The sequence below is a fragment of the Pseudomonas sp. TAE6080 genome, assembly GCF_018732265.1.
GTDB lineage: Bacteria > Pseudomonadota > Gammaproteobacteria > Pseudomonadales > Pseudomonadaceae > Aquipseudomonas > Aquipseudomonas brenneri.
Genome location: NZ_JAHIDY010000001.1, coordinates 49,528 through 73,267, shown reverse-complemented (window position 1 = coordinate 73,267; position 23,740 = coordinate 49,528). Strand labels below are relative to the sequence as shown.

Here is a 23,740-nt window from a genome sequence, read left to right as displayed (position 1 = left end):
AACCTTTACTTCCCTGTGACGTGCCTGGGAGCCCGTCATATCCAACAGGCTCCGGTCACTGATTTTCGCCGCCCGGCCTCAGCTGCCAGCCGTGCAACCTTTTGCAGCGTACTGCTCTTGAGCAGTGGTGGCGCACTTCCAACCGTCTGTGGCGCTGCGTGCCAGGGTAATGATCTTGCCCTGGACGGGCGCTGGGGCATCAAGGATTTCGCAGGCAATCGAGCCCGTTCCCGAGGCCACATCACCCGCAACGCTGATCACGCAGTTCGCGGTCGGGCTGGTACCGCCAATCAGCGCCAGCGTGGGCGTGGTGCCCTGATTGAAGGTGTCCTCAAAACCTGCCTTTAACGCCGAGATTTCCGCCAACCCCGCCGTGAACTTGGCCTTGGCCTGGTGCTTGGTATACATGGGCAGGCCAATCGTGGCCAAGATGCCGATGATCGCCACGACGATCAACAACTCGATCAAAGTAAAGCCGTTCTGACGCATCACACTCACTCTCCAGAATAAAACCCCATCGCAAGGCACATCCTGCGCCCTGCCCTCAACAACCGCGCCAGTGTACTCATCCGCGTCGGGCCAGGCGCTCACAAGACGCACAATCTGACATTTTTCCCCTGCCCAATCGCCTGACGGACACACAGGCCTGACTAAGCTGTAAATCCTCACCTGTCGATGAGCTGTCGCTCCCAATGAATGATGTCACCGTGAACTCCACCGCCACCTTCGCCTGGGAAGGCACGTTGCGCAATGGCCGCAAGGTGTCCGGCGAAACCCGCGGCCATAGCCCGGCTGTGATCAAGGCCCAATTACGCCGGCAAGGTATCAACCCGATTCGGGTGCAGCTACGCTCCAGCCTTCTTTCGGGCCTGCGCAACCCCATCTCTCCTGCCGATATTGCCCTGTTCACTCGCCAACTGGCGACCCTGCTGAAAGCGGGAATCCCCCTGCTGCAAGCCTTCGATATGATTGGCGAAGGCCTCGGCAGCCGGGCCATGCGCACGCTGACCCAAGGATTGAAGCAGGAGGTTGCCGCCGGCAACAGCTTGAGCGATGCGTTATTGAAACAGCCGCAGTGTTTCAGCCCCCTGTATTGCAGCCTGATTGCGGCAGGCGAACAGGCCGGCACCCTGGAAACCCTGCTGGAACGGGTAGCCACCCACCTGGAAAAGAGCCAGCGCCTCAAGGCCCGGATCAAGAAAGCCATGACCTACCCGCTGGCGGTCCTGCTTGTGGCTATGCTGGTCAGCAGTATCCTGCTGATCCACGTCGTGCCCCAGTTCGAGAGCCTGTTCGCCGGCACCGACACACCTCTACCGCGCTTTACCCTGCTGGTTATCGTGCTATCAGAATTCATGCAAGGCGCGTGGTGGGTGCTGTTGCTGGCCATGAGCGCGACTGCCTGGGGGTTACGCCACAGCTACCGTCGACACCTTGGTTTTCGCCTCTGGCTGGACGCTGGTTTGTTGAAAGTGCCGCTGGCAGGCACACTGCTGAAAAAAACTGCGGTCGCCCGTTACGCCCGTACACTCGCCACCACCTTTGCCGCCGGCGTACCGCTGGCACAAGCGTTGGATTCAGTGGCCGCAGCCGCCGGCAACGAGCGGTTCAAACAGGCAATCATGCGTATGCGCCAGGACGTGGCAATAGGAATGCAATTGAATCGAACCATGACCGCCAGCGGCCTGTTCCCTGGCATGGCGATACAGATGACAGCCATCGGCGAAGAGTCGGGCGCACTGGACAGTATGCTGGAGAAGGTCGCCGATCATTATGAGACGGACGTCGACAACCTGGTGGACAACCTGACCAGCCTGATGGAACCGCTGATCATGGTGGTTCTCGGCAGTATTGTCGGGGCGCTGGTAATCGCCATGTACCTGCCAATCTTCCAGCTCGGCACGGCGTTTTGAACATGACCCTGGACCTACTCCTGATCCTTCACCCCTGGCTGTTCGTCTGGTGTTCACTGGTGCTGGGGCTGATCGTCGGCAGCTTCCTCAACGTGCTGGTCTGGCGCCTGCCAAAAATGCTCGAACGGGACTGGCGCGCCCAGGCCCATGAAATACTTGGCCTGCCCCCGGAGCCCGACGGCCCGACCTACAACCTGTTGCACCCCAACTCCTGCTGCCCGCATTGCTCGGCGCCGATTCGTCCGTGGGAAAATATCCCGTTCCTTAGTTACTTGTTCCTCAGGGGACGTTGTGCACGGTGCCACGGCTCTATCAGCCCGCGCTACCCGCTGACCGAACTGGCCTGCGGGCTGCTCTCGGCATTTATTGCCTGGCACTACGGCTTCGGCTGGCCGGCCGCAGGAGTCCTGTTTTTGAGCTGGGGCTTGCTGGCCATGAGCCTGATCGATGCCGACCACCAGCTATTGCCGGATGTACTGGTGTTACCGCTGCTGTGGCTCGGGCTGATCCTCAATTACTTCGAGCTGTACGTCACCTTGCCCGATGCATTGTTGGGCGCGGTCGCTGGCTATCTGAGCCTGTGGGCAGTGTTCTGGCTGTTCAAGCTGTGTACCGGCAAGGACGGCATGGGCTATGGCGATTTCAAACTGCTGGCCATGCTCGGCGCCTGGGGCGGCTGGCAGATCCTGCCGCTAACGCTGCTGCTGGCATCACTGGTGGGCGCGATATCGGGGGTGATTCTGTTACGCATGCGTAACGCGCAGACATCGGTGCCCCTGCCTTTTGGTCCCTATCTGGCGATTGCCGGCTGGATTGCATTGCTCTGGGGTGGTCAAATAACCGACTTCTATTTGCAGTCTGTCGGTTTCAGATGACCACTTCTGTCGCAACACCCTGGATTCTTGGCCTGACGGGCGGCATCGGCAGCGGCAAAAGCGCTGCGGCCCAGCACTTTATCGACCTTGGCGTAGACCTTATCGACGCCGACCACGCCTCGCGCTGGGTGGTGGAGCCCGGCCGGCCGGCACTGACCAAGATTGCCGAGCACTTCGGCGACACGATCCTGCTGCCTGATGGCCAGTTGGATCGCGCCGCCTTGCGCAAGCGCATTTTCGAGGCGCCGCAAGAACGCCTGTGGCTGGAGGCCCTGCTGCACCCGTTGATTGCCGACGAGATCCGCAGCCATCTGGCCCGCGCCCGCTCGCCCTATGCGATCTTGGTATCGCCGTTGTTGATCGAGTCGGGCCAATACACCATGACCCAGCGCATCCTGGTGATCGATGTGCCGCAATCAACGCAGATTCAGCGTACCCTGCTGCGCGATGGCATCAGCGAAGAACAGGTGCAGGCAATTCTCAAGGCCCAGGCCTCACGGGAAGATCGCCTGCGCCATGCCGACGATGTACTGGTCAATGACCAAGACCTGGCCTGGCTGCAGGCCGAGGTCGAGCGACTGCACCACTTTTACCTTACTTTGCGTGGAGGCCGAACATGAGCCAACCCTTGACCGTCGAATGCCCAACCTGCGGCGCCCCCGTGGAATGGAAAGCGACCAACCTCAACCGGCCATTCTGCTCGGATCGCTGCAAACTGATCGACCTGGGCGCCTGGGCCGCAGAAGAACACAAAATTCCAGTCAGCCCGGATGCCGAAGACGAACTGTTCTCGGAAGATCTGCCACCGCGCGCCCACTAAGGCCGCATAAAAGCGTACTCCTGCTGGTCGTCGAGGTTTTCTGCAAGGTATTGCAGCTCGTCGGCCAGGTCTTCAAAACTGCGCACGCCCTTGCTCTGCTGCACCACGGCACTCAGCAGGGCACGCAGGCTCAAACCAGGGTCAAAGCCAATTTCCAGTGCCGCTTCCTGACTCCTGCGTACCTCTTGTCGCGCCCACTCGTACACACTCATGATCGTGCTCCTGGAAGTTTCGCAGAGCATGCGACCACTTGCGCGTCGCGCCTTTGATTTGGATCAAGGCTGCGAATTGTCGTCCTTCCAGGGCGCCGAGAGGTAGCGCGTACGGTTGAATGTCTCAAGCCATTCCGGGCAAAACACCACCAGAGCACTGATCACTACGCCGTTGATAAATGCTTCGGGAAAGATGATCAGCCACAGGTAACCGATAAAGTCCTCTATCCACTCGGGCATGGCGAAGCGACCATCCAGCCACAGCAGGCCCAGGCCCGCCAACAGGCACAGCAACGCCGACAATGCGGCGGCAAAAAAACCCGAACAGAAGATATAGACGAAGGGATTGCGCGGCTGCGCCCGCTCCACCAGCAACGCGCATGTCTCGGTCACTAATACTGGCAAGAGGACCAGCAGCGCGCCGTTGACCCCGAGCGCCGCCAAGTCCTGGCGCCCGAGCAGCACCAGGCCCAGTTGCGCCGCCAGCCCGCCGACAATTGCCAGCGGCCAGTCGAGCAGCAAGGTCACAGCGGTCATGCCGATAAAGTGGTAGGACACGCCGGTATCGAAATCCCGACGCACCAGCCACAGCATGAACAGCGCGAACACGGTGCCAAACAACAGATGCTGGCGCCGCCGGTCGGCAAACAGCTCGACCCAGGGCGAACGCAGGATCGCCCATAGAATCACGGGCGCATACAACAGCCAGCCCAGCCACAGGGTGAGTGGCGCCAGCACAGCGGCGCTGATCACGGCTGCAACTGCTCCCCGAGCTCAACCGCCTGGGCCCACAGAGGCAAAAGACTCAGCAACACCGCAACCAGAAACTTCACAGCGAACTCCTTGTAGAAAACCGTCAACCGAGCAGCCAGTCTACACCGAGCCTTTTCACACGGGACTTCCTGCGGTCATCATTTGAACGCTAAGCTGCAACCATGGATGACTCAGATTATTTGCGCCTGCTCACCATAGCGGCCGAACAAGCCAACGCGTTCCTGTCCAATGCCCGCAAATGGGAGCGTGAGCGTTGGGTCTGCCAGCGCCTGCTGCAAGGCCTGAATGTGCCCTACCGCGCCGAAGAGTTTCATGCTGCCGGTCAAGAACCGCCGGACGTGCTGTTTCGCGACGCCAGTTTCGAAGTGTTTTTTGTCCTCGACGAAGGCCGGCGACTGAATGACGAATGGCGCGACGAATTGCTGCGTCGGCGCAGCGCCTTTTCCCTGAGCCAGTTGGTGCGGCGTGAAGCCAAGCCCAGGCGTATTCCCGCCCATGAATTCCTGCTGCGCCTGGCGCCGACCCTGCGCAAGAAAGCCCATAACTACAAAGAACGCGGCATGGACCTGGGCGAGCTGGATATCATCGCCTTCGCCAGCCTCAAGCGCGAAGTGCTGGACCTCAACAGCCATTTCCCGCCGCCTACCGAATACCTGCGCCAGGGCTGGCGCTCGCTGTCATTGGTCGGCCCGACCTTTGCGCGCGTGTTGTTCGCCCACCCGGACGCACCGGATTTCTTGCGCAACAACCTGGGGCGCAGCATAGTGTTCGATGTGGGTATCAGCCTGTAGCGTGGTGCCCTTTAGCAACGTCTACCTGACGAGGCCTTTATGACCAGCCGCCTGAACCCTGACGACCAACAACATGTCGAAGAGTACCTGCAACTGTCCCAGCACCAGGTTGAGCGCAAGCCTTTCCGGCCGTGGCTGCTCCTTGGGGTGGTACTGATTGTGGTGATTGGCCTGGGCCTGCTGAGCCGCCTTTTGAGTTACCTGACGCTATGAGCTGCCTGGCGCTCGCTCGGGTAACCGCACCGATTTCTTTTAGCCTTGCGAGATATCCCCATGACCCATCGTATTATTATCGTCGGCGGCGGCGCCGGCGGCCTGGAGTTGGCTACCCGCCTGGGTAAGACTCTGGGCAAGCGCGGTACCGCCAGCATCACGCTGGTGGACACCAACCTCACCCATATCTGGAAACCCCTGCTGCACGAGGTTGCCGCCGGCTCGCTGAACTCCTCTGAAGACGAACTCAATTATGTTGCCCAGGCAAAATGGAACCACTTCGAGTTCCAGCTGGGGCGCATGAGCGGGCTTGATCGGGATCAGAAGAAAATCCAGCTGGCCGCGACCCTTGATGAAGAAGGCCGGGAACTGGTGCCCGCGCGCGTATTGAGCTATGACACCCTGGTCATCGCCGTTGGCAGTACCACCAATGACTTCGGCACCGAAGGCGCGGCACAGCACTGCCTGTTCCTTGATACCCGCAAGCAGGCCGAACGTTTCCACCAGCAACTGCTCAATCACTATCTGCGCGCCCATGCCGGGCAAACCGATGTGGTCGAGCAAATCAGCGTGGCGATCGTTGGTGCTGGCGCTACCGGCGTCGAACTGGCGGCCGAGCTGCACAACGCCGCCCATGAACTGGCGGCCTACGGCCTGGACCGGATCAAGCCGGAAAACATGCACATCACCCTGATCGAAGCCGGGCCACGGGTATTGCCGGCCCTGCCAGAGAGGATCAGCGGGCCTGTGCATAAAACCCTGGAAAAGCTCGGGGTGACGGTCATGACCAACTCCGCTGTGAGCGAAGTCACCGCCGACAGCTTGATTACCAGCAGTGGCCAGGTGATTCCCGCCAGCCTCAAGGTGTGGGCCGCCGGGATTCGTGCGCCAGGCTTCCTCAAGGACATCGATGGCCTGGAGACCAACCGCATCAACCAATTGCAGGTCCTGCCAACGCTGCAGACCACGCGTGACGAGAACATCTTCGCCTTTGGCGACTGCGCAGCCTGCCCGCAGCCGGGCACGGATCGCAACGTTCCACCACGGGCACAAGCAGCGCATCAGCAGGCGTCGCTGCTGGCCAAATCGCTGAAATTGCGCATCGAAGGCAAGACACTGCCCAGCTACAAGTACACCGACTACGGCTCACTGATCTCGCTCTCGCGTTTTTCGGCGGTGGGTAACTTGATGGGCAACCTGACCGGCAGCGTGATGCTCGAAGGCTGGCTGGCGCGGATGTTCTATGTGTCGCTGTACCGCATGCACCAAATGGCGCTTTACGGGTTCTTCCGCACGATGATGTTGATGCTGGGCAGCAAGATCGGCCGGGGTACCGAACCGCGTCTCAAGCTTCACTAACAGCACGACCAGGTCAATGCGGGGGGCTTGCTCCCGATAGCGGTGGTTCAGACACACCGTCATCGGGAGCAAGCCCCCTCCCACATTGGATCGGCGGTACTTTCAGGTTTTTCACAGGCAAAAAAAATCCCCGTATCTTTCGATACGAGGATTTTTAATATGGTCGGGGTAAGGGGATTCGAACTCCTGACATCCTGCTCCCAAAGCAGGCGCGCTACCGGACTGCGCTATACCCCGGTAAAAAAAAGGCGACCTTTTCAAGTCGCCTTCTTCGATCAGGGCTTTTGGCCTCTGATCTTAAGATTCGATTCCAGTGTTAACTGGTCTCAAAAATGGTGGGTCGTGTGGGATTCGAACCTACGACCAATTGGTTAAAAGCCAACTGCTCTACCAACTGAGCTAACGACCCAAAAATGGTCGGGGTAAGGGGATTCGAACTCCTGACATCCTGCTCCCAAAGCAGGCGCGCTACCGGACTGCGCTATACCCCGGCTTGAAATTGGCTCCGTGACCAGGACTCGAACCTGGGACCCAATGATTAACAGTCATTTGCTCTACCGACTGAGCTATCACGGAACTACATATTTCAAAGTACAACTTTTACTGCGGTGTAACCTTCTCTTCGACGCTGTCTGTATCGCTACGTTAGCGTGTCTGAGGCGCGCTATTCTACAATCTTAAAAACCCCTGTCAACCCTTTAAATTGCTTTTAAGACAATGATTTGCGCTTCTTTCTGATTTCTTCTTGGGGAGAAGAAACCCGTGGGCTGACGTTGCTGCGGGGCGCACTTTACAAGCCTTTGCCTTACAGTTCAACGCCCTATCGAAAAAAAAGGCCCCGCAATGCGGGGCCTTTGCTTATAACCACCCAATCGGCGCTTAGTGGAAGACGATTTCGTCGTTTTCCACGGTGGCCTTGACGCTGGTCCCCGGCACAAAGCTGCCCGACAGGATCAACTGGGCCAGCGGGTTCTCGATCCAGCGCTGGATCGCACGTTTTAGTGGGCGTGCGCCATACACCGGGTCGTAACCCACGGCGATCAACTTGTCCAACGCCTCGCTGCTCAGCTCCAGCATCAACTCGCGCTCTGCCAGACGGCTGCGCAGGCGGCCCAACTGGATCTCGGTAATGCCCGCGATCTGATCCCGCGCCAGAGGCTCGAAGATCACCACTTCATCGACCCGGTTGATAAATTCCGGCCGGAAGTGGCTGGTCAACGCGTCCATTACCGCAGCACGCTGGCCTTCTCGATCCCCGACCATTTCCTGGATCTGTACCGAGCCCAGGTTGGAGGTCATCACGATCACCGTATTACGGAAATCCACGGTACGCCCGTGACTGTCCGTCAGACGGCCATCTTCCAGCACTTGCAGCAATACGTTGAACACATCCGGGTGAGCCTTCTCGACCTCATCCAGGAGGATCACCGAGTAAGGCTTACGCCGTACCGCTTCGGTCAGGTAGCCACCTTCCTCGTAACCCACATAGCCTGGTGGTGCCCCGATCAAGCGCGCCACGGAATGTTTCTCCATGAACTCGGACATGTCGATACGCACCATCGCCTCTTCGGTATCAAAGAGGAACTCGGCCAGGGCCTTGCACAGCTCGGTCTTACCTACACCGGTCGGGCCGAGGAACATGAACGAGCCACTCGGGCGGTTCGGGTCGGACAACCCGGCGCGCGAACGCCGTACCGCGTTGGACACTGCCACCACCGCCTCTTCCTGGCCGATGACGCGCTGGTGCAACAGGCTTTCCATGCGCAACAGCTTGTCACGCTCGCCTTCCAGCATCTTCGACACCGGAATGCCAGTCCACTTGGAGACCACCTCGGCAATTTCTTCCTCGGTCACCTTGCTGCGCAGCAGCTGGTTTTCACTGTGGCCATGCTGGTCGACCATTTGCAGGCTGCGTTCCAGATCCGGGATCACCCCGTACTGCAACTCAGCCATGCGGTTCAGGTCGCCTTTACGGCGTGCAGCTTCCAGCTCCTGGCGCGATTGCTCGATCTTTTGCTGGATCTGCGCAGAACCCTGTACTTCGGCTTTTTCCGAGGTCCAGATTTCTTCCAGGTCCGAATACTCACGCTCCAGACGGACGATTTCTTCCTGAAGTTTTTCCAGGCGTTTCTTCGCCGCGTCATCGTCTTCTTTCTTCAGCGCCTGGGATTCGACTTTCAGTTGAATCAGGCGCCGCTCCAAACGATCAAGCACTTCAGGCTTGGAGTCGATTTCCATGCGAATACGGCTAGCCGCTTCGTCGATCAGGTCGATAGCCTTGTCCGGCAACTGACGGTCAGTGATGTAGCGATGGCTCAACTTGGCCGCCGCAATGATCGCGCCGTCAGTGATGGCTACCCGGTGGTGGACCTCATAACGCTCTTTCAGGCCACGCAGGATCGCGATGGTGTCTTCCTCGCTCGGCTCTTCCACCAGTACTTTCTGGAAACGACGCTCAAGGGCCGCGTCCTTTTCAATGTACTGGCGGTATTCGTTGAGCGTGGTCGCACCGACACAATGCAACTCACCCCGAGCCAGTGCTGGCTTGAGCATGTTGCCTGCGTCCATCGAACCTTCGCCTTTACCGGCGCCGACCATGGTGTGCAGTTCGTCGATAAACAGAATGATCTGCCCTTCCTGCTTCGACAGTTCATTAAGCAGGGATTTGAGGCGCTCTTCGAACTCCCCACGGAACTTGGCACCGGCGATCAACGCGCCCATGTCCAGGGACAGCAAGCGCTTGCCCTTGAGGCCATCCGGCACTTCACCATTAATGATGCGCTGGGCCAGGCCTTCGGCAATGGCGGTTTTACCCACGCCAGGCTCGCCGATCAGCACCGGGTTGTTCTTGGTGCGACGCTGCAGGACCTGGATGGTGCGACGAATTTCATCGTCACGCCCGATCACCGGGTCCAGCTTGCCGTCTTCGGCGCGCTTTGTCAGGTCGACGGTGTATTTGTCCAGGGCCTGGCGCGACTCCTCGTGATTGGGGTCATTCACCGCCTCGCCGCCGCGCAGGTTGTTGATGGCATTTTCCAGGGCCTTTTTGCTCACGCCCTGGCCCAGCAACAACTTGCCGAGCTTGCTGTTGTCGTCCATGGCGGCGAGTAGCACCAGCTCGCTGGAGATGAACTGGTCGCCCTTCTGCTGGGCCAGGCGGTCGGCCTGATTGAGCAGGCGCGCCAAATCCTGGGACATATTCACGTCGCCAGTAGGGTTCTGGATTTTTGGCAGTTGATCGAGCTCTTTGCTCAATTCCTTGCGCAGGCTGTTGACGTCAAAGCCCACCTGCATCAGCAGGGGCTTGATCGAACCACCCTGCTGCTCAAGGAGCGCCTGCATCAAGTGCGCAGGCTCGATGGCCGGATGGTCGAGGCCAACCGCCAGGGATTGAGAATCCGATAACGCCAATTGTAATTTGCTGGTTAAACGGTCAATACGCATTAGTCACCTTCCTTTTGAGCAGGCCGGAGCTATGTGCGAGCGAGCTTGCTCGCGATTAACGCATCCTGAATGAAGAAACCTGCCAGATACCCTTATAGATGGGGTGGATTCTGGAAGATTCAAGCCGGCGATACTTGATATGGGTCAGGGGAGTCTAGCGTTCGAGCCAGATAAGGGAGGCGAATCGACCGGTGCGCGGGTTGCGCCGGTAAGAAAAGAAGCGTGGGTCGGTCACCGTGCACAAGCCGCCGCCGTAGACTGCCGTGATACCGCATGCGGCCAGGCGCAGGCGCGCCAACTGGTAGATGTCGGCCAGGAACTTGCCAGGGTTGTGGCTCGGCACAAAGGCTTCGGCCGTTTGCGCTAGTTGCTGCATGAAGGCTTCACGTACCTCAGGGCCGACTTCAAAGGCCTTTGGGCCAATCGCCGGACCTAACCAGACCATTACCTCGGCAGGTGCAGTTTCCAGGCTTTGCGCAGCAGCTTCCAGCACACCCGCGGCCAGTCCACGCCAACCGGCATGGGCCGCGGCGACCCGGGTCCCGGCCTTGTTGCAAAACAAGGCCGGCAGGCAATCGGCGGTCATCGCCGTGCAGGCGATGCCGGGCGTATCGGTCCAACTGCCGTCTGCCTCGGCAATCTGCCCAGGATCGGCCTCGACCACGACGACGCCATGGACCTGGCGCAGCCAAGCCGGCTGGATATCGAACGCGGCAGTGAGACGACGGCGATTCTCAAGCACAGCCCCAGGGCTGTCCTCGACATGATCGCCAAGATTCAGGCCGTCGAACGGCGCCAGACTGACGCCGCCCGCGCGGGTAGTGACGCAGGCTTTCACCCCGGCCGGCGCAGGCCAGTCAGGAATCAGCCAGTCACTCATCCGACAAAGGCCTCGCGGTCTTGCTTGAGCAGCGACAACAACCAGACAAAATCGTCAGGCAGTGGCGATTCCCAGCTCATCCGCTCACCGCTCGTCGGATGGTCCAGTTCCAGGAAGCGCGCATGCAGCGCCTGGCGCGGGAACGACTTCAACGATTCGACCATGGTCACACTGGCCGCCGGCGGAATACGGAAGCGACCACCGTAGGCCGGATCGCCGACCAACGGGAAGTTGATATGCGCCATATGCACCCGGATCTGATGGGTACGGCCGGTTTCCAGCTTGACCCGCACATGGGTATGAGAGCGGAAACGCTCCAGCACGCGGTAGTGGCTGACGGCCTGCTTGCCACCCTCCATCACCGCCATGCGCTGGCGCTGCTGGCCATGGCGACCAATAGGCGCATTGATCTTGCCACCCGCCACGACCACACCAATCACGATGCACTCATAGATGCGGCTGACGCTGCGGCTCTGCAATTGTGTGACCAACTGCGTCTGTGCCTGGATGGTCTTGGCCACCACCATCAGACCGGTGGTGTCCTTGTCCAGGCGGTGGACAATGCCGCAGCGCGGAACATTGATGATGTCCGGCACATGGTGCAACAAGGCATTGAGCAAGGTGCCATCAGCGTGCCCGGCTGCCGGGTGAACCACCAGGCCTGCGGGTTTGTTGATCACCAGGATGTCGTCGTCTTCATAGACGATATCCAGCTCGATGTCCTGGGCGATCCATTCTCCCTGGGCTTCCTGCTCGGCAGTCAGCTCCAGAACCGAACCGCCATGGACTATGTCTCGCGGGCGGATAACCGCTCCATCCACAGTCAGGCGGCCGTCTTTGATCCAGGCGGAAAGGCGCGAGCGCGAGTGCTCAGCGAATAGTTGTGCGGCGACTTGATCGAGGCGTTGGCCGCCCAATTCGGACGGCACCTCTGCGCGAAGTTCAATTTTATCGGACATGCTCAGACTAGGCGTGGCACAGCCTTTGGTTTCGGCTGCGCGCTTGTGGTTAAATACGGCGTCTTTTGCCCCGAGGCTTTCATCGGGGCGCTCATCATAACAGGACGGCCCCGCCCAAGACAGCGGCCGTCATAGGGACGCAAGCCGCCATGCAAGTGAAACACCTGCTGCTGATCGCCATCCTCGCCATGACTGCTGCTTGCTCGTCAACAAAGGACGTCGTCGACGAAAACCTCAGTGAAGTCGAGCTGTACCAGCAGGCTCAGGCCGACCTGGACAATAATAGCTACACAAGCGCCACGGCCAAGCTCAAGGCCCTGGAGTCGCGTTATCCGTTTGGCCGCTATGCCGACCAGGCCCAGCTCGAACTGATCTATGCGAACTACAAGAACGCCGAGCCGGAAGCTGCCAAGTCCGCCGCCGAGCGTTTTATCCGCCTGCACCCGCAGCACCCGAACGTGGACTACGCCTACTACCTCAAGGGCCTGACCTCGTTTGACCAGGATGTCGGCCTGCTGGCGCGCTTCCTGCCGCTGGACATGACCAAGCGTGACCCAGGTGCTGCGCGCGACTCGTATAACGAGTTCGCCCAACTGACCAGCCGCTTCCCCAACAGCCGCTACGCGCCGGACGCCAAGCAGCGCATGATCTACCTGCGCAACCTGCTGGCTTCCTACGAGATCCACGTAGCCCACTACTACCTGACGCGCCAGGCTTATGTCGCTGCCGCCAACCGTGGTCGCTATGTAGTGGAAAACTTCCAGGAAACCCCTTCGGTGGGTGATGGCCTGGCAGTAATGACCGAAGCCTACATGCGCCTGCATCTGGATACCCTGGCGGACACCAGCCTGCAGACCTTGAAACTCAACTACCCAGACCACCCAAGCCTGAAAGACGGCCAGTTTGTGCCGCAGGTTGCCGAAGCGGACAACCGCTCGTGGTTGAGCAAGTACACCCTGGGCCTGATCGAGTCCCGTCCACCGTTGCCGCCGGGCGAAACCCGCGCCAACCAGGACATTCTCAAGCAGTACCAGGACGCCAAGGATGCCATTCCGTCGGACCTCAAGCCACATGACGAGAACGGCGACGTGATCGAGGAAGAAGCTCCCGAAGCCCTGGGCAACAACCAGGACCGCTCGTGGTTCAGCTACATGACGTTCGGTGTCTTTGACTGACACCAGTCTGGCCACACAAGAAGGAGTCCCTCGGGGCTCCTTCTTGTGTGGCGCGACTTTATTACCCTGTGCGCCGTTAACATCCTTGGCTAAACTGCCGGATTCCCCGCCGAGAAGCTGCCTGCCATGGTTCGTTTACTGTTCTGGATTGCCCTGATTGCTGCTGCGGTATGGTTCTGGCGCAAGTTAAAGCGCTCTGCTTCAACGCAGCAACAGCCCCGCGAACAAGGCGCCGCGCCCATGGTTCGCTGTGCCCACTGTGGCGTACATCTGCCTCAGGACCGGGCATTGAGCCAGCAGCAGGAGTGGTACTGCACCCAGGCGCATCTGGAGCAGGGGCCGAAATCTATCGAACGCTGAAAACCCTGGACCTGTAGGAGCTGACTCCTGCAGGCACCCAAGCTTATATCCGACCAGCGGGTGCATAGGGGGCGGGGTCAATCACCGGCTCGTGCCCCAACAGCAAGTCAGCAAACAACTGACAAGACGCAGGCGCCAATACCAGCCCGTTGCGGTAGTGCCCACAGTTGAGCCACAGACCTTCAAACCCTGGCACCTTGCCAATGTACGGGATGCCCTCTGGCGACCCGGGCCGTAAACCGGCCCAATGCCCCACCACTTCGGCATCCGCCAGCGCTGGAATCAATTCCACCGCCGAGGCCTTGAGGCTTTCCAGGGCCGGCTCGGTCGGCGTCTTGTCGAAACCCTCATGCTCCAGCGTACTGCCAATCAGGATATGCCCATCCCGACGCGGGATCGCATAGCGCCCCTTCGCCAGAACCATGCAGGACAGAAAGTCCGCAGCACACTTGTACAAAATCATCTGACCCTTGACCGGCTCCACCGGCAACGTCAGGCCCAGGCTGCCAAGCAACTCGCCACTCCAGGCACCGGCCGCGAGAACGACCTCGTCGCCCCGCACCTCACCCTGCGCCGTATTGACCCCGACGATGCTGCCGCCCTCCTGGATAAAGCCCTGTACCGCGCAATGCTCATGCAGGGTTACGCCGGGCAACGCCAACAACGCAGCCTTGAGGGATTTGACCAGGCGCGGATTGCGCACGTTGGCCACGTCCGCCATATAGATAGCCTGTGCAAACCCCGCCCCCAGCACCGGCACTGCGTCACGGGCGGCCGACACATCCACCTTGCTCAATGGCCGGCCTTCCCGAACGGCCCAGGCCAGGGCATCGGCTTCGTCGTCCAGATCCAGCCAATACAGGCCCGTGGTATGAACCTCAGGGTCCACACCCGTGGCCGCAAACAGACGCTGGGCCAACTGTGGATAAAAATCCTGGGACCAATGCGCCAGCGCCGTGACTGCCGGGCTGTAGCGCCACGGGTATAACGGAGAAACAATCCCGCCACCGGCCCAGGAAGACTCCTGCCCAACCGACGAACGGTCCAGAACAACCACTGCCCGCCCTTGGGTTGCCAGGTTGAACGCCGTCAACAGCCCGATAACACCACCACCCACAACCACGACTTGCTGTTGCTTGGTCATTGTTCCATTCAGCCCATAAAAAGAAAGGAGTGCCCACCAGCCTCAGCGCCCCCAGCATTCCTGACGCGTCGTGCCGGGCGCAGCACCGGGATTAGCCCGTGCGCCAGTGCTGGTCAAACTGAACTCACCACAAGGATCACCCAGCATCGCATCGGCAAAGGGCGTCGCGGTTAGCGTGAAATCCTGGGGATTCAGAACTACCGTGATTCTATAGCGATCATTGCCGGAGCTGACGCCGCTTGCATCAATAAAAGTGCCATTTCTCACGTAATAGCGCTCCAGATGCTGGGCTTGCTCCGTGAGCAGCCCGACAATTTCCGTGCGATAGGCTTTTTTCACATGGGCGGTGTACCCCGGATAAATCACCGCGGCCAATGTGGCAATAACCGCCAGCGCGATCAGTAATTCGATCAAGGTGAATCCTTTGCAGTTGCCGCTCATCGCGATGTTCACCTACTGAAGTTGTCGCCATAGAATTCGTCGAAATCGCTCACCGGCGTCATCAACCGGGGCTACCCGTGCATAGACGCTCTCCAGAACGGTGCGCGACTGGCCGCTGATTCCCACTGCCGTGACCCGATACAAAGTCGCCGGGGTGTCGGGCGGCAAATGCGCCGATCCGAGACCGACGCCCAAGTTTTGAGTGCCATAAATACCCGCCTTCATGCCGACCCAGGTAACGGCCGAGACCGGATCGACACCCGGCCGGCCGATGACATACGCCTCTTTCGGCGGTGCGCAGGTGACAAGTGACTGACAGGGCGGTAAACCGAATCCTTGCGCCTGCACAGCCGACTCACCGCGCCTGAGTCCGCTTTCGGCAGCCTGAAACGATTGGTTGCGATGCCGGAGGCTGCCAGCGAGCTGCTCCTGCGACGTTGCACCCTGCATCGATGACAGCCCGAGAACCATCAACAACAGCAGCAACACCAGGCTGATCAACAGCACCATGCCACGCTGTCTGGGGGGCGATATCCGGAGCCCGCTATTCAAGACGATTACGCACGGCAGCAACGGCGCTGTAGACCTGGTCCCGCACGCGGCCTGCCGGATCGCGGAGCGTCAACACCACACGCACACTGCGGATCAGCGAGTCATCATCGGGATCGCTGTCATACCGAGCCACGACACTGGAGCCAGGCTGGCTAGCCACCCCGAAGCTCAACTCGAACGCCCCAACGTTATCCACCAACACTGCCTTGGCGGGGGATGCCGGAGTGCTTAGTTTCAGTTGCCCCGACTCAAAGCTGTAGGTCAGTTTGCGTACGGGAAAAGCGATCTGCCCGGACCCTGGCTTGGGTGGCAGCCCCGAATAGGCCTGGGCGTTGTCGACACAATTGCTGAGCACCGTCCAGTCTGGCCGACTGCCCTGGCTACCGACATCGCTGGTAACCAGTGTCAGGCTGGTTGAGGCACCATTGACCACCACGCTGATCGGCCTGGAAAAGTCAGCAGGCGCCTGAGTAATCAAAGGCAGGGACAGGCAACCGAACATCCCCGCCAGACGAATCTCCTGGATCATCTTGCCCAGGACAAATCGACCCTCATCCTGCAATAACGCCGACGCGTGCTGGCTGGCAGCGGTGCTTTGCGCCGCCAATGTTACCTGGACAGCCGCCAGGACCACGAGCAACCCCAAGCTCGCCGCCAGCAATACTTCGACCAGCCCAAACCCCGTACTGGAGCGCCTCATCGTGCAGGCCTCGGGTCAACCGCGACGCGACTGGTCAGGGTGAATGTTTCACGGGTATTGCCAGCATTGGCTGCGCGCGAATCATCCCAACTGATACTGATGGTGACTTCACGCTGATTGATCGCAATCGATCCTTTGGCGGTCTCGCCGGCAAAGTGGCTGATATTGGCCTCGAAGTCGTGCAAGTCCAGATCCCGGACACTCGCGGCCACGGTGGTGCTGAGCGCAACATCGCCGCTCTCCCAGGCGTAATTGGCACCGACATTGGCGCGGATCCGGTCGAGCATGTCATAGGCAATGAAACTCGCCTGGCTGATCATCCTGGAGCTGTCGGTGTACTTGAGCACATTCAACTGGATCAGCCCGGCTCCTAGCAGGCCAACGCCGAGAATCAGCAGCGAGACCAGTACTTCGATCAAGCTCATGCCGACCTGCCGGGTGGTACCAGAGGGGGCACAAGACGTTGCCGGGCAAGCGCGCATAGCCATCGTCATCCTTGTCGAGGGTCATCGAAACGGCCGAAATAGCCGTGTGTTGCCCAAGACTAGCGCCACACTCGCAGCCGCGCCGCCCCTAGGAACAAAGGGAAATACTTTGGGCAGGAAGGCCATCACTGCACGAGCGTAGACCGCCGCTATAACTAGTACAGCCACAGCCCAATGAACTGTCCATGGAGGGACGAGGTATGAAACAACGCGGTTTCACATTGATCGAGTTGCTGTTCGGATTGATCGTCAGCGGCATCCTGGCACAACTTGCAGTACCCAGTTTCAAGAGCCTGCTGGACTCACAAACACGACTGAGCGCGGCGCAGACCCTGGCGTCCGGCCTGCGCTACGCCCGCACCCAGGCCATTGCACGCAATCGAACGGTGATCATCCATGCACGGGATGATGACTGGAGCCGAGGCTGGAGGGTGGTGGTGGACATGAATGGGCGCGGTCATCTGGATGACGACAACCCGGTATTGCTGGAGCGCCAGGACAATGGACGGATCCCCATCATCGGCAATACCCCGGTGCGCACGCAGATTCGCTTCAGCGGGTTGGGCGAACCCCTGCTGGCTGCGGGAGGGTTTCGCGCCGGCACTGTACATGTGTGCTCAACGGACCAGCCGTTGAGCCTGCATCAGGTGGTGCTGGCGCCCACCGGCCGTATCAGCCTGCGCAGCGACAAGACCGAGCAGGCCTTGTGCCGGGGGTACGATGAACTGGGGCTCAGAGCAGCGAACGAACCCGCAGCTCCTTGGGCATGGAAAAAGTGATGTTTTCTTCACGCCCTGCCAGCTCATCGGCGCCTGTCGCGCCCCACGCCTGCAACTGCTGGATGACGCCACGCACCAAGACTTCCGGCGCCGAGGCGCCTGCCGTGATACCGATACGCTCGACACCGTCGAACCAACTGCGCTGCAAGTCTTCGGCGCCATCGATCAGGTATGCCGGAGTAGCCATGCGCTCAGCCAGTTCACGCAGGCGATTGGAGTTGGAGCTGTTGGGGCTCCCCACAACCAGCACCACGTCACACTCGTCGGCCAGTTGCTTGACGGCATCCTGGCGGTTTTGCGTGGCGTAGCAGATGTCGTCCTTGCGCGGCCCACCGATGGAGGGGAAACGGGTGCGCAGGGCGTCAATGACACGGCTGGTATCATCCATAGACAAGGTGGTCTGGGTCACGAATGCCAACTTTTCAGGGTTATGCACTTGCAACTCGGCGACGTCTTTTTCGTCTTCCACCAAGTAGATCGCGCCGCCATTGCTGGCGTCGTACTGGCCCATGGTGCCTTCGACTTCCGGGTGGCCGGCGTGGCCGATCAGGATGCACTCACGGCCGTCGCGGCTGTAGCGCGCCACCTCGATATGCACCTTGGTCACCAGCGGGCAAGTCGCGTCGAACACTTTCAGGCCCCGGCCTGCTGCTTCTGTGCGTACAGCCTGGGAAACACCATGGGCGCTGAAAATGACGATAACGTCATCTGGCACCTGATCCAGCTCTTCGACAAAAATCGCGCCGCGGGCCCGCAGGTCTTCGACCACGAACTTGTTGTGGACCACTTCATGACGCACATAGATCGGCGGCCCGAAGACTTCCAGGGCGCGATTGACGATTTCGATCGCCCGGTCCACACCAGCGCAGAAGCCACGGGGGTTGGCGAGTTTGATTTGCATGCTGTGCCTCGTGTCTTGCCATGTAGGAGCGAGCTTGCTCGCGAAAATTTCACAGACACCGCGATCATTCAGGATGTCAGCATTATCGGTGAAGACCTTCGCGAGCAAGCTCGCTCCTACAGTAGGCCGGAATCGTCAGTTAGAGCGCTTTAACGTCGAAGATTTCAACATCAAAGGTCAAGGTCTTGCCGGCCAGCGGGTGGTTGAAATCGATGGTCACTTGAGTCTCATCGAAGCTTTTTACCACGCCGGGCAGCTCGGTATTCGCCGCATCATTGAAGATCACCAGCAAGCCTTCCGACAGCTCCATATCCTGGAACTGCGAACGCGGGATGATCTGTACGTTTTGCGGGTTGGGCTGGCCAAAGGCGTTTTCCGGGAGGATCTGCAGGGTGCGCTTGTCGCCGGCCTTGAAACCGAACAACGCAGCCTCGAAGCCCGGCAACAGGTTACCGTCGCCGACCTTGAAGGTCGCCGGGGTCTTGTCGAACGTGCTGTCGACCGTGTCGCCGTTCTCCAGGCGCAATGCAAAATGCAAGGTGACTTCCGTGTTCTGGCCAATGCGTTGTTCGGCCAATACTTGTTCAGTCATTTACGGTCTCTCCGGGTTTGTTGCCTTTGAACATATCCAACGCCAGCATGACAGCGCCAACACAGATGGCGCTGTCGGCAAAGTTGAACGCCGGGAAATAATAGCGGTTCTGCCAATGCACCAGAATGAAGTCGATCACATGGCCCAGGGCGATGCGGTCGTACAAGTTGCCCAAGGCACCGCCCAGCACCAACGCCAGGGCGATAGCCAGCCAGGTGTCATTGCGGCCCAGGCGCTTGAGCCAGACCACCAGCACCGCGCTGACCACCACCGCGATCAGGGCGAATAGCCAACGCTGCCAACCGCCGCTGTCAGCCAGGAAGCTGAATGCGGCGCCGGTGTTGTAGGCCAGGGTCCAGCTGAAGTAGTCAGGAATCACCACGATCTGCTGGAACATTTCCAGGGTGCCCTCGAAGTGAGCCTTGCTGACCTGGTCGATGACCAGGACCAGCAAGCTCAGGACGAGCCAGCCCAGACGTCCGAAACGGCTGGCGTTAGGCATAGTGACGAACCTCACCAGCGCCCGAGATGTTGTCGACGCAACGACCGCAGATTTCCGGATGCTCAGGGTTCACGCCGACGTCTTCACGGCAGTGCCAGCAACGGGCGCACTTGGCGAAGGCCGACTTGACCACCTTGAGCTTGAGGCCCGGCACTTCGGTAGCGACCGCATCAGCCGGGGCCTGGGCGAATGGCGCCAGGCTGGCTGTCGAGGTAATCAGCACGAAGCGCAGCTCGTTGCTCAACTTGCCCAGGTCGGCGGTCAGGCCTTCCTCGGCAAACAGGGTGACTTCGGCTTGCAGGTTGCCACCGACGGCCTTGGCCGCACGCTGGACTTCCAGCTCCTTGTTCACCGCGACCTTGACGGCCATCACGCCTTCCCAGTACTCGCGGCCCAGTTCGAAGTCGGCCGGCAGTTCGGTCAGGCCTTCGTACCAGGTGTTGAGCATCACGGACTCGTTCCGCTCGCCCGGCAGGTATTCCCACAGTTCGTCGGCGGTGAAGGCCAGGATCGGGGCGATCCAACGCACCAGCGCTTCGGTGATGTGGTACAGCGCAGTTTGCGCCGAACGGCGTGCCTTGCTGTCGGCGCCGGTGGTGTACTGGCGATCCTTGATGATGTCGAGGTAGAAGCCACCCAACTCCTGCACGCAGAAGTTGTGGATCTTCGAGTAGACGTTCCAGAACCGGTATTCGCCGTAGTGTTCCTGCAACTCACGCTGCAGCAACAGGGTACGGTCCACGGCCCAACGGTCCAGGGCAAGCATTTCCTCGGCCGGCAGGATGTCGGTGGCCGGGTTGAAGCCGGTCAGGTTCGACAGCATGAAGCGCGCGGTATTGCGGATACGGCGGTAGGCATCGGCGCTGCGCTGCAGGATTTGCTCCGAAACGGCCATCTCGCCCGAGTAGTCGGTCGAAGCCACCCACAGGCGCATGATATCGGCGCCCAGGGTGTCGTTGACCTTCTGCGGCGCGATCACGTTGCCCAGGGACTTGGACATCTTGCGACCGTTCTCGTCGACGGTGAAGCCGTGGGTCAGCAGTTCGCGGTACGGGGCGTGATCGTCGATGGCGCAGCCGGTCAGCAGGGACGAGTGGAACCAGCCCCGGTGCTGGTCCGAACCTTCCAGGTACAGGTCGGCACGCGGACCGGTCTCGTGACCCATCGGGTGCGAACCGCGCAGTACGTGCCAGTGGGTGGTACCGGAGTCGAACCACACGTCGAGGGTGTCGCTGATCTTGTCGTACAGCGGCGCTTCGTCGCCCAGCAGCTCGGCGGCATCCAGCTTGAACCAGGCTTCGATGCCTTCCTGTTCAACACGCTGGGCCACGACTTCCATCAACTCGACGGTACGTGGGTGCAGTTCGCCGCTCTCCTTGTTCAGGAAGAACGGGATCGGCACGCCCCAGTTACGCTGGCGAGAGATGCACCAGTCCGGACGGTTGGCGATCATCGAGTGCAGGCGCGCCTGACCCCAGGCCGGGACGAACTGGGTGTCTTCGATGGCCTTGATCGCACGCTTGCGCAGGGTTTCGCCGGCAACAGGCTCTTTGTCCATGCCGATGAACCACTGCGCGGTGGCGCGGTAGATCAGCGGGGTCTTGTGGCGCCAGCAGTGCATGTAGCTGTGCTTGATGGTTTCGGTGTGCAGCAGCGCACCGACTTCCGTCAATTTGTCGATGATCGGCTGGTTGGCCTTGAAGATGAACTGGCCGCCGAAGAACTCCAGCGAAGGCGCGTACACGCCATTGCTCTGCACCGGGTTGAGGATGTCATCGTTGACCATGCCATAGGCTTTGCAGGTCACGAAGTCGTCCACGCCGTAGGCCGGCGCGGAGTGAACCACACCGGTACCCGAACCCAGCTCGACGTAGTCAGCCAGGTACACCGGCGACAGGCGGTCATAGAACGGGTGACGGAAGTTGATCAGTTCCAGCGCGGAGCCGGTGGCGGTGGCGATCACCGAACCTTGCAGTTCGTAACGGGCCAGGCAGGCCTCGACCATTTCCTCGGCCAGCACCAGCAGGCGATCACCAACGTCCACCAGGGCGTAGGTGAATTCCGGGTGCACGTTCAGTGCCTGGTTGGCCGGGATGGTCCACGGGGTGGTGGTCCAGATCACGATGGCGGCTGGCTTGGCCAGGCTCGCCAGGCCAAAGGCCCCGGCCAGCTTGACGTCGTCGGCAATCGGGAACGCGACGTCGATGGTCGAGGACTTCTTGTCTTCGTACTCGACTTCCGCTTCGGCCAGGGCCGAACCGCAGTCAAAGCACCAGTTCACGGGCTTGAGACCCTTGAACACGAAGCCGCCCTTGACGATTTCGGCCAAGGCACGGATTTCACCGGCCTCGTTCTTGAAATTCATGGTCTTGTACGGGTTGTCCCAGTCGCCCAACACACCCAGGCGGATGAATTCGGACTTCTGCCCTTCGATCTGCTCGGTGGCGTAGGCACGGCACAGCTCGCGGGTCTTGTCGGCACCCAGGTTCTTGCCGTGGGTCACTTCGACCTTGTGTTCGATCGGCAGGCCGTGGCAGTCCCAACCCGGGACATAAGGCGCGTCGAAGCCCGAAAGGGTTTTCGAGCGGATGATCATGTCCTTGAGAATCTTGTTCAAAGCATGACCGATGTGAATCGTGCCGTTGGCATAAGGAGGGCCGTCGTGCAGGACGAATTTCGGACGATCCTTGCCAATCTCGCGCAACTTTCCGTACAGGCCAATACTGTCCCAGCGCTGCAGGATCTGCGGTTCGCGCTGTGGCAGGCCGGCCTTCATTGGGAAGGCGGTGTCCGGAAGGTTTAGCGTGGCTTTATAGTCGGTCATTTAAGGCTCTTCATTAGCGATGGGCGCTAGGTGCGGCTAGTGCACGGGCGGCGGCGACATCCGCATTGATCGCCGTTTTCAACGCCTCAAGGGAGGCGAATCGCTGCTCTTCACGCAGCTTTTGGTGGAAAACCACCGTCAAACGCCGGTCATACAAATCCCCGGCAAAATCCAAAAGGTGAACTTCCAGGTGGGCCTTGCCATCACCTGCAACCGTAGGCCTGACGCCTATATTGGCGACTCCGGGCCACGGCTGGCCGTCGATCTCGACACTCACCAGGTAGACCCCGGTCAGTGGCACGCGACGGCGCTTGAGTTGCACGTTGGCGGTTGGCGTGCCCAGTTGGCGCGCCAGCTTCTGGCCGTGCAGGACCCGCCCGGCAATCCGGAACGGGCGACCGAGCAAACGCTCGGCCAAGGCGAAGTCGGCAGCAGCCAGGGCATTTCGCACCTGGGTGCTGCTCACGCGCAGACCGTCCAGTTCAACGGTTTGCGCGGCTTCGACGGTAAAACCCTGGGTCACGCCGGCCTGTTGCAGGAAATCGAAATCCCCTACCCGGTCGCAACCGAAGCGGAAGTCGTCACCGACCTCCAAATGCTGCACACCCAAGCCATCGACAAGGATACGGTCGACGAACTCGGTGGCGCTGAGACTGCGCAAACGCTGGTTGAACGCCAGGCACAGGACCCGATCCACCCCCTCTTCGGCCAGCAGTTGCAGCTTGTCCCGCAGGCGGGCCAAACGGGCCGGGGCCGTCTCGGGAGTGAAGAACTCACGGGGCTGCGGCTCGAAAATCACCACGCAGCTGGGCACGCCCAACTCGACTGCACGCTCGCGCAGCCGCGCCAGGATAGCCTGGTGGCCACGGTGAACACCGTCAAAGTTGCCAATAGTGGCGACGCAGCCCCGATGCTCGGGGCGCAGGTTGTGGAGACCTCGAACCAGCTGCATAACGCGCTTCTTGCTCATAAAGTGGTCGATTATAACCACACCCGGCCCCGGACGACAGGCAACAGCACAGGCCAAGTGATTCGAATCGAAAAA

Annotated in this window: 26 protein-coding genes and 4 tRNA genes; 10 read left to right on the top strand and 20 right to left on the bottom strand. The window is 60.2% G+C overall.

The annotated features are described in order from the left end of the window. Positions 1-78: 78 nt before the first annotated feature. Positions 79-489, bottom strand: a complete 411-nt coding sequence (locus KL786_RS00380; RefSeq protein ID WP_215516611.1) for a pilin — start codon at positions 487-489, stop codon at positions 79-81. 203 nt (positions 490-692) lie between these two features. On the opposite strand from KL786_RS00380, the gene KL786_RS00375 reads away from it, so the two are divergent. From KL786_RS00375 to yacG, 4 genes are read left to right on the top strand one after another with little or no spacing between them, the layout of a single operon-like run. Then, complete coding sequence (locus KL786_RS00375) at positions 693-1,913, top strand: type II secretion system F family protein (RefSeq protein ID WP_215516352.1); 1,221 nt, start codon at positions 693-695, stop codon at positions 1,911-1,913. Positions 1,914-1,915: 2 nt separating this feature from the next. Next, positions 1,916-2,788: a prepilin peptidase gene (locus KL786_RS00370; protein WP_215516351.1), complete on the top strand. Its 873-nt coding sequence runs from the start codon at positions 1,916-1,918 to the stop codon at positions 2,786-2,788. Continuing rightward, on the top strand, positions 2,785-3,408 hold the full coding sequence (gene coaE, locus KL786_RS00365) for a dephospho-CoA kinase (RefSeq protein WP_215516350.1): 624 nt from the start codon (positions 2,785-2,787) through the stop codon (positions 3,406-3,408). Before KL786_RS00370 ends, coaE begins: the two co-directional genes overlap by 4 nt. Beyond that, on the top strand, positions 3,405-3,608 hold the full coding sequence (gene yacG, locus KL786_RS00360; RefSeq protein ID WP_032861907.1) for a DNA gyrase inhibitor YacG: 204 nt from the start codon (positions 3,405-3,407) through the stop codon (positions 3,606-3,608). Before coaE ends, yacG begins: the two co-directional genes overlap by 4 nt. Here the strand turns inward: yacG and KL786_RS00355 are convergent. Together KL786_RS00355 and KL786_RS00350 are read right to left on the bottom strand one after the other, a co-directional pair. After that, positions 3,605-3,820, bottom strand: coding sequence for a hypothetical protein (locus tag KL786_RS00355; RefSeq protein ID WP_032861905.1), 216 nt, complete (start codon positions 3,818-3,820; stop codon positions 3,605-3,607). The genes yacG and KL786_RS00355 overlap by 4 nt on opposite strands. Before the next feature lie 63 nt (positions 3,821-3,883). Continuing rightward, entirely contained in the window at positions 3,884-4,573 is a 690-nt protein-coding gene (locus tag KL786_RS00350) for an energy-coupling factor ABC transporter permease (protein ID WP_215516349.1), read from the bottom strand. Positions 4,574-4,755: 182 nt separating this feature from the next. Between KL786_RS00350 and KL786_RS00345 the strand changes: the two genes are divergently transcribed. The 3 genes from KL786_RS00345 to KL786_RS00335 are packed head-to-tail and all read left to right on the top strand — an operon-like array spanning position 4,756 to position 6,957. Further along, the gene (locus KL786_RS00345; protein ID WP_029292005.1) at positions 4,756-5,385 is read left to right on the top strand and encodes a DUF1780 domain-containing protein; all 630 of its coding nucleotides are present in this window, start codon (positions 4,756-4,758) and stop codon (positions 5,383-5,385) included. Between the two features lie 39 nt (positions 5,386-5,424). Beyond that, complete coding sequence (locus KL786_RS00340) at positions 5,425-5,598, top strand: DUF3094 family protein (RefSeq protein ID WP_032861901.1); 174 nt, start codon at positions 5,425-5,427, stop codon at positions 5,596-5,598. Positions 5,599-5,658: 60 nt separating this feature from the next. Beyond that, positions 5,659-6,957: an NAD(P)/FAD-dependent oxidoreductase gene (locus tag KL786_RS00335; protein WP_154841172.1), complete on the top strand. Its 1,299-nt coding sequence runs from the start codon at positions 5,659-5,661 to the stop codon at positions 6,955-6,957. Between the two features lie 160 nt (positions 6,958-7,117). Here KL786_RS00335 and KL786_RS00330 read toward each other — a convergent pair. The 7 genes from KL786_RS00330 to rluD form a co-directional block, all read right to left on the bottom strand. Further along, positions 7,118-7,194 (bottom strand) — tRNA-Pro (locus tag KL786_RS00330). 96 nt (positions 7,195-7,290) lie between these two features. After that, positions 7,291-7,366: transfer RNA gene (locus KL786_RS00325), tRNA-Lys, on the bottom strand. Between the two features lie 5 nt (positions 7,367-7,371). Next, a tRNA-Pro gene (locus KL786_RS00320) sits at positions 7,372-7,448 on the bottom strand. Positions 7,449-7,457: 9 nt separating this feature from the next. Beyond that, positions 7,458-7,533 (bottom strand) — tRNA-Asn (locus KL786_RS00315). Positions 7,534-7,836: 303 nt separating this feature from the next. Next, a complete protein-coding gene (gene clpB, locus KL786_RS00310) occupies positions 7,837-10,401 on the bottom strand; it encodes an ATP-dependent chaperone ClpB (RefSeq protein WP_215516348.1) in 2,565 nt (854 codons plus the stop codon). A gap of 154 nt (positions 10,402-10,555) precedes the next feature. After that, positions 10,556-11,281 carry a peptidoglycan editing factor PgeF gene (gene pgeF / locus KL786_RS00305; RefSeq protein ID WP_215516347.1) on the bottom strand — a complete coding sequence of 242 codons (726 nt, stop codon included), beginning with the start codon at positions 11,279-11,281 and terminating at the stop codon, positions 10,556-10,558. Next, positions 11,278-12,240 (bottom strand): 23S rRNA pseudouridine(1911/1915/1917) synthase RluD, encoded by a 963-nt coding sequence (gene rluD, locus KL786_RS00300; protein WP_029292014.1) that lies wholly within the window; start codon positions 12,238-12,240, stop codon positions 11,278-11,280. Before rluD ends, pgeF begins: the two co-directional genes overlap by 4 nt. Positions 12,241-12,389: 149 nt before the next feature. Between rluD and KL786_RS00295 the strand changes: the two genes are divergently transcribed. Together KL786_RS00295 and KL786_RS00290 are read left to right on the top strand one after the other, a co-directional pair. Next, positions 12,390-13,415, top strand: coding sequence for an outer membrane protein assembly factor BamD (locus tag KL786_RS00295; protein WP_215516346.1), 1,026 nt, complete (start codon positions 12,390-12,392; stop codon positions 13,413-13,415). Positions 13,416-13,541: 126 nt separating this feature from the next. After that, positions 13,542-13,775, top strand: coding sequence for a PP0621 family protein (locus KL786_RS00290; RefSeq protein ID WP_215516345.1), 234 nt, complete (start codon positions 13,542-13,544; stop codon positions 13,773-13,775). Between the two features lie 43 nt (positions 13,776-13,818). On the opposite strand, the gene thiO is transcribed toward KL786_RS00290, so the two are convergent. Genes thiO through pilV form a run of 5 tightly spaced genes read right to left on the bottom strand, consistent with a single transcriptional unit; the run spans position 13,819 to position 17,094 of the window. Further along, on the bottom strand, positions 13,819-14,919 hold the full coding sequence (gene thiO / locus KL786_RS00285) for a glycine oxidase ThiO (RefSeq protein WP_215516344.1): 1,101 nt from the start codon (positions 14,917-14,919) through the stop codon (positions 13,819-13,821). 42 nt (positions 14,920-14,961) lie between these two features. Next, entirely contained in the window at positions 14,962-15,360 is a 399-nt protein-coding gene (locus KL786_RS00280) for a type IV pilin protein (protein WP_215516343.1), read from the bottom strand. A 12-nt stretch (positions 15,361-15,372) separates the two neighbouring features. Beyond that, entirely contained in the window at positions 15,373-15,870 is a 498-nt protein-coding gene (locus KL786_RS00275; RefSeq protein ID WP_215516342.1) for a pilus assembly PilX family protein, read from the bottom strand. 34 nt (positions 15,871-15,904) lie between these two features. Then, the gene (locus KL786_RS00270; RefSeq protein WP_215516341.1) at positions 15,905-16,612 is read right to left on the bottom strand and encodes a PilW family protein; all 708 of its coding nucleotides are present in this window, start codon (positions 16,610-16,612) and stop codon (positions 15,905-15,907) included. After that, complete coding sequence (gene pilV, locus KL786_RS00265) at positions 16,609-17,094, bottom strand: type IV pilus modification protein PilV (RefSeq protein ID WP_458730146.1); 486 nt, start codon at positions 17,092-17,094, stop codon at positions 16,609-16,611. The genes KL786_RS00270 and pilV overlap by 4 nt, the downstream gene beginning before the upstream one ends. Positions 17,095-17,297: 203 nt before the next feature. Between pilV and KL786_RS00260 the strand changes: the two genes are divergently transcribed. Then, the gene (locus KL786_RS00260) at positions 17,298-17,876 is read left to right on the top strand and encodes a GspH/FimT family pseudopilin (RefSeq protein WP_215516339.1); all 579 of its coding nucleotides are present in this window, start codon (positions 17,298-17,300) and stop codon (positions 17,874-17,876) included. On the opposite strand, the gene ispH is transcribed toward KL786_RS00260, so the two are convergent. The 5 genes from ispH to ribF form a co-directional block, all read right to left on the bottom strand. Further along, entirely contained in the window at positions 17,830-18,777 is a 948-nt protein-coding gene (ispH, locus tag KL786_RS00255) for a 4-hydroxy-3-methylbut-2-enyl diphosphate reductase (protein ID WP_215516338.1), read from the bottom strand. The genes KL786_RS00260 and ispH overlap by 47 nt on opposite strands. A 139-nt stretch (positions 18,778-18,916) precedes the next feature. After that, positions 18,917-19,354: an FKBP-type peptidyl-prolyl cis-trans isomerase gene (fkpB, locus tag KL786_RS00250; RefSeq protein WP_215516610.1), complete on the bottom strand. Its 438-nt coding sequence runs from the start codon at positions 19,352-19,354 to the stop codon at positions 18,917-18,919. A gap of 7 nt (positions 19,355-19,361) precedes the next feature. Continuing rightward, on the bottom strand, positions 19,362-19,871 hold the full coding sequence (gene lspA / locus KL786_RS00245; RefSeq protein WP_065944246.1) for a signal peptidase II: 510 nt from the start codon (positions 19,869-19,871) through the stop codon (positions 19,362-19,364). Next, a complete protein-coding gene (gene ileS / locus KL786_RS00240; RefSeq protein WP_215516337.1) occupies positions 19,864-22,695 on the bottom strand; it encodes an isoleucine--tRNA ligase in 2,832 nt (943 codons plus the stop codon). The genes lspA and ileS overlap by 8 nt, the downstream gene beginning before the upstream one ends. A 13-nt stretch (positions 22,696-22,708) precedes the next feature. After that, complete coding sequence (ribF, locus tag KL786_RS00235; protein WP_029292040.1) at positions 22,709-23,647, bottom strand: bifunctional riboflavin kinase/FAD synthetase; 939 nt, start codon at positions 23,645-23,647, stop codon at positions 22,709-22,711. Positions 23,648-23,740 lie beyond the last annotated feature (93 nt).

Coding starts and splice junctions, on each gene's coding strand:
- KL786_RS00380 (WP_215516611.1), bottom strand. CDS start 489: ATGCGTCAGAACGGCTTTACTTTGATCGAGTTGTTGATCGTCGTGGCG.
- KL786_RS00375 (WP_215516352.1), top strand. CDS start 693: ATGAATGATGTCACCGTGAACTCCACCGCCACCTTCGCCTGGGAAGGC.
- KL786_RS00370 (WP_215516351.1), top strand. CDS start 1,916: ATGACCCTGGACCTACTCCTGATCCTTCACCCCTGGCTGTTCGTCTGG.
- coaE (WP_215516350.1), top strand. CDS start 2,785: ATGACCACTTCTGTCGCAACACCCTGGATTCTTGGCCTGACGGGCGGC.
- yacG (WP_032861907.1), top strand. CDS start 3,405: ATGAGCCAACCCTTGACCGTCGAATGCCCAACCTGCGGCGCCCCCGTG.
- KL786_RS00355 (WP_032861905.1), bottom strand. CDS start 3,820: ATGAGTGTGTACGAGTGGGCGCGACAAGAGGTACGCAGGAGTCAGGAA.
- KL786_RS00345 (WP_029292005.1), top strand. CDS start 4,756: ATGGATGACTCAGATTATTTGCGCCTGCTCACCATAGCGGCCGAACAA.
- KL786_RS00340 (WP_032861901.1), top strand. CDS start 5,425: ATGACCAGCCGCCTGAACCCTGACGACCAACAACATGTCGAAGAGTAC.
- KL786_RS00335 (WP_154841172.1), top strand. CDS start 5,659: ATGACCCATCGTATTATTATCGTCGGCGGCGGCGCCGGCGGCCTGGAG.
- clpB (WP_215516348.1), bottom strand. CDS start 10,401: ATGCGTATTGACCGTTTAACCAGCAAATTACAATTGGCGTTATCGGAT.
- pgeF (WP_215516347.1), bottom strand. CDS start 11,281: ATGAGTGACTGGCTGATTCCTGACTGGCCTGCGCCGGCCGGGGTGAAA.
- rluD (WP_029292014.1), bottom strand. CDS start 12,240: ATGTCCGATAAAATTGAACTTCGCGCAGAGGTGCCGTCCGAATTGGGC.
- KL786_RS00295 (WP_215516346.1), top strand. CDS start 12,390: ATGCAAGTGAAACACCTGCTGCTGATCGCCATCCTCGCCATGACTGCT.
- KL786_RS00290 (WP_215516345.1), top strand. CDS start 13,542: ATGGTTCGTTTACTGTTCTGGATTGCCCTGATTGCTGCTGCGGTATGG.
- thiO (WP_215516344.1), bottom strand. CDS start 14,919: ATGACCAAGCAACAGCAAGTCGTGGTTGTGGGTGGTGGTGTTATCGGG.
- KL786_RS00280 (WP_215516343.1), bottom strand. CDS start 15,360: ATGAGCGGCAACTGCAAAGGATTCACCTTGATCGAATTACTGATCGCG.
- KL786_RS00275 (WP_215516342.1), bottom strand. CDS start 15,870: ATGGTGCTGTTGATCAGCCTGGTGTTGCTGCTGTTGTTGATGGTTCTC.
- KL786_RS00270 (WP_215516341.1), bottom strand. CDS start 16,612: ATGAGGCGCTCCAGTACGGGGTTTGGGCTGGTCGAAGTATTGCTGGCG.
- pilV (WP_458730146.1), bottom strand. CDS start 17,094: ATGCGCGCTTGCCCGGCAACGTCTTGTGCCCCCTCTGGTACCACCCGG.
- KL786_RS00260 (WP_215516339.1), top strand. CDS start 17,298: ATGAAACAACGCGGTTTCACATTGATCGAGTTGCTGTTCGGATTGATC.
- ispH (WP_215516338.1), bottom strand. CDS start 18,777: ATGCAAATCAAACTCGCCAACCCCCGTGGCTTCTGCGCTGGTGTGGAC.
- lspA (WP_065944246.1), bottom strand. CDS start 19,871: ATGCCTAACGCCAGCCGTTTCGGACGTCTGGGCTGGCTCGTCCTGAGC.
- ileS (WP_215516337.1), bottom strand. CDS start 22,695: ATGACCGACTATAAAGCCACGCTAAACCTTCCGGACACCGCCTTCCCA.
- ribF (WP_029292040.1), bottom strand. CDS start 23,647: ATGCAGCTGGTTCGAGGTCTCCACAACCTGCGCCCCGAGCATCGGGGC.